Annotated in this window: 6 protein-coding genes and 1 tRNA gene; 3 read left to right on the forward strand and 4 right to left on the reverse strand. The window is 41.8% G+C overall.

Annotation, left to right across the window (positions count from 1 at the left end):
- Positions 1 to 11 precede the first annotated feature (11 nt).
- The 4 genes from H4O18_RS20060 to H4O18_RS20075 form a co-directional block, all read right to left on the reverse strand.
- Complete coding sequence (locus H4O18_RS20060) at positions 12 to 1,028, reverse strand: NAD-dependent epimerase/dehydratase family protein (RefSeq protein ID WP_187587991.1); 1,017 nt, start codon at positions 1,026 to 1,028, stop codon at positions 12 to 14.
- 3 nt (positions 1,029 to 1,031) lie between these two features.
- Positions 1,032 to 2,225, reverse strand: a complete 1,194-nt coding sequence (locus H4O18_RS20065) for an Nramp family divalent metal transporter (protein ID WP_187587993.1) — start codon at positions 2,223 to 2,225, stop codon at positions 1,032 to 1,034.
- A 176-nt stretch (positions 2,226 to 2,401) separates the two neighbouring features.
- Positions 2,402 to 3,922, reverse strand: coding sequence for an FMN-binding glutamate synthase family protein (locus tag H4O18_RS20070; RefSeq protein ID WP_187587995.1), 1,521 nt, complete (start codon positions 3,920 to 3,922; stop codon positions 2,402 to 2,404).
- Positions 3,923 to 4,242: 320 nt separating this feature from the next.
- A tRNA-Leu gene (locus H4O18_RS20075) sits at positions 4,243 to 4,324 on the reverse strand.
- Between the two features lie 111 nt (positions 4,325 to 4,435).
- Between H4O18_RS20075 and H4O18_RS20080 the strand changes: the two genes are divergently transcribed.
- The 3 genes from H4O18_RS20080 (at position 4,436) to H4O18_RS20090 (ending at position 10,006) form a co-directional block, all read left to right on the forward strand.
- The gene (locus H4O18_RS20080) at positions 4,436 to 5,824 is read left to right on the forward strand and encodes a dipeptidase (RefSeq protein WP_187587997.1); all 1,389 of its coding nucleotides are present in this window, start codon (positions 4,436 to 4,438) and stop codon (positions 5,822 to 5,824) included.
- Positions 5,825 to 7,442: 1,618 nt separating this feature from the next.
- Entirely contained in the window at positions 7,443 to 7,808 is a 366-nt protein-coding gene (locus tag H4O18_RS20085) for a BlaI/MecI/CopY family transcriptional regulator (RefSeq protein ID WP_187588002.1), read from the forward strand.
- A gap of 2 nt (positions 7,809 to 7,810) precedes the next feature.
- On the forward strand, positions 7,811 to 10,006 hold the full coding sequence (locus H4O18_RS20090) for a M56 family metallopeptidase (RefSeq protein ID WP_187588004.1): 2,196 nt from the start codon (positions 7,811 to 7,813) through the stop codon (positions 10,004 to 10,006).
- Positions 10,007 to 10,298: the final 292 nt, after the last annotated feature.

Consider the following 10,298-nt stretch of genomic DNA (forward strand, 5'->3'; position numbering starts at 1 on the left):
GGCAATAAAATTTAGAAATCTCCCTTTCGCTCTTGAAAATGGGTTGGTTTACTAATTTCCTTTCCTCCGGATTTTACCCATTCTACCGTCATCATAATCATCTCATTTAGGGAAACAAAAGGCTTTCCGAAAAGCTCAAATGATCGCGAAGCATTGTTCAGCAAGGCTGTTTCTGCAGGCTGGTTCTCAAAAATCGGCTTTTTTTGGAAATGTTCGCCGAATTGTTCGGCAAGCCATTGTACCGATATGGTTTCCGGACCTGTAATATTTAGTTTTTTGGCAGGAGATTCACAATGCAGCAGGCTTCTAATGGCATATTCGTTGGCATCGCCCTGCCAAATTACATTGACGTGACCCATTCTCAAATCGATGGGTTTTTCGGAAATCACTTTTTTAGCGACTTCCAAAAGCACCCCATACCTTAGATCAAGTGCATAGTTCAAACGGTACAACAACATTTTGGTGCCGTTCTTTACTGAAAAATGCTCAAACACCCTCTCTCTACCTAAACAGGACTGGGCATACTCCCCGATCGGCGAAGGCCTTATGTTTTCCGTTGCACCACCGCTTTCGATGGGCACAAAGGGATAAATATTTCCAGTTGAAAACACTACGATATTGGAGTGTTTGTATTTTTCGGCAACCCTTCCCGGGAGATAGGCGTTCATCGCCCAGGTAAAATGCTCGTTGCCTGCAGTCCCGAATTTATTGCCAGCCATATAAATGACATTTTCGGTCTTGGGCAGCCCGTTTAATGCGGCATCGTTCAACAAATCGACCTTATGACATTCAATTCCGAAATCGGAAAGTTCGTTGTATATAGTCTCGTTCGAAAACCGTGAAGCCCCCATTATCCTTTTAGAAATTCCCGCCTTATCAATGGCTTTTTTAAGCAATTTGGCCAAGCTAGGGCCCATTTTTCCACCCAAACCTAAAATCATAATATCGCCATGGATCCTAGCAACATCCTTGATAAGTCTCTCCGAAGGTTCCGATAATTTAAGCTCAAGTTCTTCTACGGTTTGCATATGCTATTTAATAAAAAGGTTATACCCATTGGCCAAGGCCAAAAATAATAATATCAACCAACCTAAGATCATCAGGACCTTTAAACCAATGCCCAATTCCATTTCTTTTTTTGCCGATTTTCCAAAGGCGATCAAAAGCAACAACAGCCCGATCAATGGCGACACGATAACGGTAAGGCCCTGTGCCACAACGATCAGTTCAATGGGCAAATTGCCAAAAACTATCGCGACCATAGCACCGATTGCAATCACCAACATAACCATAGCACGTACTTTTATCGATTCGAGTTTCATCCCAAACCCCAGCGCATCGGATATTAAAACGCCACCCAAGGTAGCATTACCCAATAAGGAAGAAAAGGAGGCTGCAAAAAGTCCCAACATAAAGGCATTAGAGGCATACGACCCGAAAATTGGCTCCAATGCCATTCCCATTTCAGTGGCGCTATTCACCGCTATACCCTTGGGAAATAAAACGGACGCACCTACCAAGAGTACGGTCGAGGTAATTACTCCCAAAATAACAATTCCAGTAATTCCTTCCCGTTCGTGGGATCGTGATTTGGCTTTTGTCCATCCCTTTTCTTGAACCAAATAGGCTTGGTAAAAGGCCCCGGCAATAGAAAAACTTGATGCCACCAACGCTAAAGCGAGCATTTCGGAACCTGTCGGAATTCCAAAAATAAATTGTCTTCCCAATCTTGTAAGATCCGGATTAGAAATGATCAAGGTAATCACAAAGGATCCCAGCATTAAAATGACCATACCGATCATAACTTTTTCAAGAATCCTAAAAAAGGTCTTAAAAAACAACAAGAAAATGGCAATGACCGATATTCCAATAATCCATGGGGTTGATGACATGGACAAGGTCTCACTAAATACCATTCCCGCACCAATGGAATTTCCAGCTTGAAACGATGCTGCTACCAAAAAAAGTCCGACCCCAACCACAATTGCAACCCAACTACTGTATGTGAGACGAATCTGTTGGAGCAATGAAATATCAGAGGTAATGCCTATTCTTGTGGAAACAACTGTAAATGCACCCATAAACACAACGCACAACGGCACTATCCACAGCAGTTGATATTCGTAGTTTGCCCCAATCTTAGATGCTACAGCCAAACTACCAGGACCCAAAACCATGGCTGCCGTAATAAAGCCAGGACCGATAAGCTCGAAGATTTTTTTCATTTTTTAAAGGAACTGGAATTTTATTAGCTCAATACATTCTAGCAGTACTAAAGGAGTTTCTTCACCTCCTTCACAAGCGTTGAGCCTTGCGGGAAATCATAACTCCATGTCATCTTAACCGGAAAGTTATATTTTTTATACCGCATATTCTTAATATTTAGGCCAAACAAGAGATATTACTTCATTATCCTTGTCAATTGAAAATATCTTTGATAGTTTTTGGGGATGTCCGCAATATCCAATAAGCAACCTTCCTCCATGTATGGATAAATTTCATCGTAGGTCTTTACAACGTACATGCCCACCCTCTTGCTTATATGTTCACGCCTTAAATCTGCAGCCCTTGGCGCTTTGTCATCCACTACTAGCCCTTTAACAAGCGACCTGTTCTGCGTGGCAATCCCTGTAGGGCATGTATTCATATTGCATTGAAGGGCCTGGATACATCCTATGGACAACATCATAGCACGGGCGCTGTTGCAACCATCGGCTCCCAGAGCCAATGCCCTTGCCATATGAAATCCGGTTATGATCTTTCCTGCCACAATTACTTTTATATCCTTTTTCAATCCGAAACCTACCAAGGTATCATGTACAAAAATCAACCCTTCACGCAAGGGCATTCCCATTGTATTCGAAAATTCGACAGGGGCGGCACCAGTGCCACCTTCTCCCCCATCAACGGTAATAAAATCTGGAGTTATGCCTGTAAAGATCATGGCCTCGCAGAAATCCATAAATTCCTGTTTCCTCCCAATGCACAATTTGAACCCAATTGGTTTTCCATCGGACAGGTCGCGCAGTTTTTTAATAAAATACATGAATTGAATAGGGTCGGAAAAAGCCGAATGCGACGGAGGGGAATGAACGGCAATACCAGGTTTTATATGCCTGATCTTGGCGATTTCCTCTGTATTCTTTATGGCAGGTAAAATTCCCCCGTGACCAGGTTTTGCCCCTTGCGACAGTTTAATCTCTATCATTTTTACCGAGGGTCGTAGGGCATTTTCTCGAAAGGTTATTTCATTAAAAGTGCCATCATCGTTTCTACAGCCAAAGTACCCGGTACCAATCTGCCAAATAAGGTCGCCGCCGTATTTCAGATGATGATCGCTGATTCCGCCTTCGCCCGTATTGTGAGCAAAATTCCCCATTTTGGCACCCTTATTTAAGGCCATAACGGCATTGTTGCTCAAAGAACCGAAACTCATTGCCGAAATATTCAAAAGGCTTGATGAATAAGGTTGTTTACAATCCTTGCCTCCGATCAGCAACCTGGGAAACTCCCCAATATCCTTTGGATTATTCTTTGCATACATGGAATGTTCCATCCATTCATATCCCGAGTGGTAAAGATCCATCTGCGTACCAAAAGGTTCGGTATCTGTTTCGCCTTTCGCCCTTCTGTAGATCACTGACCTTAAAATACGGTTCAACGGCCTTCCCTCGGTATCCGTCTCCACAAAATATTGCATTATCTCTGGCCGTATGGATTCCAATACATACCGAAACCGACCGATTAACGGGAAGTTACGCCTTATGGTATGACGTTTTTGAAAGATGTCAAAGATGCCCATCATAACCAATGGCCCTACCAATATAAAACTCCATAAAATAGGAGGCCAGAAAAGAGCAATACAGATGATGGCAATGACAACTATGGTTGAGATAAGAATAAAACGTTCACGGACTTTCATAGGAAGGCATGTTAGGTTAACAACAAAAATAAGAAACAGAAATGTATTGTTGAAGTCTAATATACAAGGTTAATTAATAAGAAAATTAAAACCAGCCCAGTGATTTTTTGGCGATGCAAAAAAGGAACAGAACACCAACTTTGTGATGGTTTAATCCAACTATTTCCATAGCAGACATAATTTTTAAGATTAATGCTTCGAAATTTCCAGAATAAACTCCGAGACTTCCCGCCCATGGCGGGACAGGCTTCTCGTCTCTCCCGTTTCAAAACCATCGACCACAAAAAAAGCTCCTCATTTCTGAAGAGCTTTTTACTCAGTACAGGCGGAGAGACTCGAACTCTCACACCTCACGGCACTAGATCCTAAGTCTAGCGTGTCTACCAATTCCACCACGCCTGCATTGACTCCGATTATTATCGGGATGCAAATATAAAGTAATTTTTCAATTTTAAAATACTTAGGCATTAAAAAGTTCTTTTTTGTAAATTTAGCCTTCAATTAAATCAATTTATGCACGACATTACGGAGTACCTAGCTAAAAACAAAGAACGTTTTATTAACGAATTGACACAACTCTTAAAGATACCCTCGGTAAGTGCCGACCCTGCTTATTCACAGGACGTTATCAATGCTTCTGAAGCCGTAAAGGCTTCACTTTTGGAAGCTGGCTGCGACACGGTAGAGATCTGTGAAACCAATGGATACCCCATAGTTTACGGGGAAAAAATAATAAATCCAGAATTGCCTACCATATTGGTTTATGGTCATTATGACGTTCAACCAGCAGATCCCATAGACCTTTGGAACTCCCCTCCATTTGAACCGGTTATAAAATCCACCGACGTTCACCCCGAAGGGGCCATTTTTGCAAGAGGCGCCTGCGATGACAAGGGACAAATGTATATGCACGTAAAGGCCTTGGAATTTATGGTAAAAACCAACCAATTGCCCTGCAACGTAAAATTTATGATCGAAGGGGAAGAGGAAGTCGGAAGCGAGAATTTGGGCACTTTTGTAGCCGAAAACAAAGAAAAACTTGCAAACGACATCATCTTAATTTCAGATACCGGCATGATTGCCAACAATGTGCCTTCCATAACCACTGGTTTACGCGGACTTAGCTATGTGGAAGTCGAAGTGACCGGACCCAACAGGGATTTGCATTCAGGCCTATACGGCGGAGCTGTGGCCAATCCCATCAATGTATTGACCAAAATGATTGCTGCACTTCACGATGAAAACAACCATATCACCATCCCTGGATTCTATGACAAGGTGGAAGAACTTTCCAAGGAAGAACGTGCAGAAATGGCCAAGGCACCTTTTAGCTTGGAGAACTATAAAAAAGCTCTGGATATAAAAGCTGTTTACGGTGAAAGAGGTTATACCACTAATGAACGCAACTCCATTAGACCTACCTTGGACGTAAACGGAATTTGGGGTGGATATATTGGTGCAGGAGCAAAAACCGTAATTGCCAGTAAGGCCTATGCTAAAATTTCCATGCGCTTGGTGCCACATCAGGATTGGAAAGAAATAACCGAGTTGTTCAAAACCCATTTCGAAAGTCTGGCCCCAGACGGAGTAACCGTCAAGGTTACCCCCCATCACGGTGGACAGGGCTATGTAACGCCCATAGACAATAATGGCTATAAAGCCGCTTCCAAAGCCTACGAAACTACCTTTGGCAAGACCCCAATACCTCAGCGTAGTGGTGGCAGTATCCCCATTGTGTCCCTTTTCGAAAAGGAGTTGAAAAGCAAGACCATCCTTATGGGCTTCGGTCTGGACAGCGATGCCATACATTCTCCCAATGAGCATTTTGGAGTCTGGAACTACCTAAAAGGCATAGAGACCATTCCTTATTTCTATCAATATTTCACGGAACTATCCAAATAAGCAAGAATCATGTTATTGGGCGTTTCCCTAGCGGGTCGCTCTTTCCGCTATATCTTTTTTGCTCATGTCCAGCAGTCCTGCAAGGTTTTGGTTCTAATCCTGCAAGGTTTTGGAAACCCTGTAGATATTTCGGTCACATTTATATTCTAGTCCTACAAGGTTTTAGAAACCTTGCAGGACCGCTGTATGGGGCCTAGCGTCAGCTAAAAAAGGATGCCGCTGCAATAGCTAACGCAAAATCTATTAACAATGACGCCATGATTTGGCACTACTTAATTAGGTTCGACCAATTCTCTAACATTACGACATATATTCTGATCGCTTTATTTACCAAAAGTGGCTCCCACCCTGGGCAGGGAGGGGTGGATTCTTTACCGACAGCGAGTAAGGAAATAAGACGGGGCGGGTAGAAAGCGCGTAAAACTATAGGGTGCCCAAATAGCCACCTCACAATAGCGTCAGGATTCACACTACCCCTTCCGCCATCCCGACAAAAAAGTCGGGATGCCCCCTCCCTTGCGCACTATTGGGTAGTCCTGCAAGGTTTTCAAAACCTTGTAGGCTAGGGGCAGGCCTATAAAAAATTTAAAAAAGCGGCTCCCCACCCTGGATAGGGAGGGGTGGATTCTTTACCGACAACGAGTCGGAAAAGAAGACGGGGCGGGTAGAAAGCCCGTAAAATAGAGACTGCACTAATAGCCACATCACAACAGCCCAAGAATGCACACTACCCCTTCCGCCATCCCGACAAAAAGGTCGGAATGCCAGCTTCCCCTGCGCACTATTGGGTAGTCCTGCAAGGTTTTTAAAACCTTGTAGGCTAGGGCAGGCCAATAAAAAATTTAAAAAAGCGGCTCCCCACCCTGGACAGGGTGGGGTGGATTCTTTACCGACAACGAGTCGGAAAAGAAGACGGGGCGGGTAGAAAACCTGTAAAATAGTGATTGCACTAATAGCCATATCATAATAGCCCAAGAATGCACACTACCCCTCCCGCCATCCCGACAAAAAGGTCGGGATGCCCCCTCCCTTGCGCACTATTGGGTAGTCCTGCAAAGTTTTCAAAACCTTGTAGGACTATAGCACCTAGCTTAGTAAGACTTCCAGACAAATTAAAACGCGCTTACTCTATACCTACAAGGTTAAAAAAAACCTTGCAGGATTAGAACCAAGCTTACACCGGAAAACCAGATAAGCAATGATGACCTGACATCATACCTACAAGGTTTTCAAAACCTTGTAGGACTATAGCACCTAGCTTAGCAAGACTTCCCGACAAATTAAAACGCTCTTACTCCAATCCTACAAGGTTAAAAAAAACCTTGCAGGATTGGAACCAAGCTTACCCCGAAAAACTAGATAAGCAATGATGACCTGACAACATACCTCCAAGGTTTGACAAACCTTGGAAGGAGTAAGGCCAAAAAAGGATGCCACTGCAATTGCTAACGCAAAATCAATTTACAATCTCTCGGGTCAGTTCCTAAACCCGTCATTCAGGCAAAACTATTTATTCAACCGCGATTCAATTTTCATCACTCTCAGCAAGAAAAATACCTCTACATTTGTAGAATTAAAATATTTGCTCTATGTTTGTAGAGCAATAATCATTTTACAAATGAAACTATCAAAAACAGAAGAAGAATTAATGAACCACCTCTGGAAGCTGAACAAAGCTTTTATGAAGGATCTGTTGGAGGTCTATCCGGAACCCAAACCCGCCACCACAACTGTGGCTACCTTGTTAAAGCGAATGACGGACAAAGGCTTTGTTGGGTATAACTTGTTTGGAAACGCTAGACAATACTACCCTTTGGTAAAGAAAAAAGACTATTTCTCCAAGCACCTAAACGGACTCATTAAAACCTTTTTTAACGATAGCACCTCACAGTTTGCTTCCTTCTTTGCCAAAGAAACAGATTTGAGCAAGGAAGAACTGGAAGAATTAAGAAATTTGATCGATACAGAAATTAAAAATAAATAGCCATGTTGATCTATCTTTTAAAATTTAGTGCGTCTTTGGCCATACTCCTTCTATTTTACAAGTTGGTATTGGAACAGGTCCACATTCACCATTTTAAAAGATATTACCTATTATCTTCCTTTATAATCTCTCTTGCTATCCCGTTAATTACTTTCACCCAATACGTTACGGTTACTGTGGAACGCATGATGTTCGCTCAAAACCCTGAACACAGCGGTATCTATATAGAGGCACTTCCACATCCGGAGTCCAACATCCTCCCTATTTTGTTGTGGAGCCTATATGGTTTGGGCGTAGTCCTTTTTGCTCTTAAGTTTTTGGCCAATCTAAAATCCTTACTTAAGAGTATTAAAAATAATCCAAAACGCAAATCGGGACCTATCCATCACGTGTTGCTTCAAGAACTTATTGCTCCGCATACCTTTTTTAGCTATATTTTTTTCAACAAAAACAATTACGAAACCGAGAAAATTCCGCAAGAAGTTTTTTGGCACGAGGAAACACATGCATTACAAAAACACAGCTTGGATATCTTACTGTTGGAGCTGATTCAAATTGTCTTCTGGTTTCACCCTTTGGTCTATTGGGCAAAGCATTTAGCAAAACTGAACCACGAATTTTTAGCGGACCAAGCCGTTTTAAAAAGAGGAGCACGTATTGCCAACTATCAAAACTTGGTATTGGTATTCTCATCAAATGCCGTAACATCCCCTTTGGCAAACGCCATTCATTATTCATCAATCAAAAAACGAATCGTTATCATGAAAACACAGACATCAAAAAAAGCCATTTGGCTTAAAAGTTTATTGCTAATTCCATTAATGGCTCTCCTACTCTATAGTTTTAGCACCAAAGAAATTCTTGAAATTCAAAAAATCGAGACCATTACTATTGAGCGGGACTACCAACAAGAAACAATCGTAGAGGATATTGAACAGGAAAAAATTAACGATTTACGAAATCAAAATATTCCAACACAAGAAATTTCCATAGCTATAAACAAAAAGGGACAGCTGTTGGTCAATGTTGATATAGTTAAGATTGAAGACTTAAAATCACACCTACCAAAATACAACAAAGGCCTAACTAAAGAACAAAGAGAGCAAAGCGTTAGGGCCATTATTAGGGTAGAGAAAGAAACTCCGGATAATATTATAAAACAAGTAGATGCTATTTTAATGGACTATGGCGTAGCCACCATTGACATTAAAGGACCTTCAAAATTCCCGGATCAAGTTGGGGCCACCAAAACCGAAATAAAGGAATTCAACACCCTCGCCAAAAAATACAATGCACAACCCCAAGAAACAAGGGTTATTCCGTTAAAGGACCTAAAGAAATTAGAAACTATTTACGGGCGTATGAGCAATGAGCAAAAACAGCAGGCTCAGCCCTTTCCAGAATGCCCACCAGTTCCACAGGCTCCTGCTCCTGCTCCAAAGCTGGTTCCAACCGTAAAAAAAGGTGAGCCAAGTCCTATTCCACCAGTTCCAACACCGCCAAAGACAGAAACAAAAGTTGACCATGAAGAAGAGTTAGGAAACAATAATCATATCTCAAGAAAAGTGGTATCGAAAGCGAAAATAGTACCCGTTGTTAGCTCCGATTTCCCACCACCTCCTCCAACTATTGCAACCCACGTCAATACTGAAAACTATTCGAAAGAAGTGAAATATGCGATTAATACCTATTTAAAAAAAGCGAAAAGCTATAGGGCTGCAGTCTCCCGTTACCACAACGAGCACAAGGGTAGTATTGATGAACTAAAAAAAAAATATGTTGAAGTAATGCAATTTTACGATACGTATAAAAAATTGGCATATAAGGAAAATCATTACGTGCATCCGGTCCCATTATATAATGACCCTAATGGGGAATTTGGAAAACCAAATTCTACGCCAAACGTTGAAGAAGATAATATATCATCACCAACTTCTCAAAGTAGCACCGATCAAAATTTAAAGGCTATAAAAGAGCCTTTTTTATATTATGGACATTTGTACACTGTACCTCAACCACCAGCTCAAAAAAATCCAGATCCAGTGGAATATATAAAGGAATTGGCCGAAAAAGGTGCGACCTTTTATATTGGCCCCCATCAATATAAGACGGATGAAGCAATCGAATTAGTCAGAAATAGTAAAGATCCCAACATTGATGTAAGCGATTACCCTGTGGTTAAACTGGGAGGCTGTTGATCAATGGGACTTAAGTCTGTCCTACGAGGTTTTTAAAACCTTGCAGGACTATAATCATCAACCAACTGAGATACCTATGGGATTATGCAAACCTTGCAGGAGTAGATGCAAGCTGATAAAAAGCAAAAATATGCGGCTGCCACAGCTACGCAAAAATGAATTAACGATGACGCCCGGTTTTAGCAATATTCAAATAAAATAGATTCTTTCTGGACTATTCTATTTGACTTACCTGCCAAAAGCGGCTCCCCACCCTGGACAGGGAGGGGTGGATTCTTTTCCGACAGCAAGT

The organism is Arenibacter arenosicollis, assembly GCF_014397245.1.
Classification (GTDB): domain Bacteria; phylum Bacteroidota; class Bacteroidia; order Flavobacteriales; family Flavobacteriaceae; genus Arenibacter; species Arenibacter arenosicollis.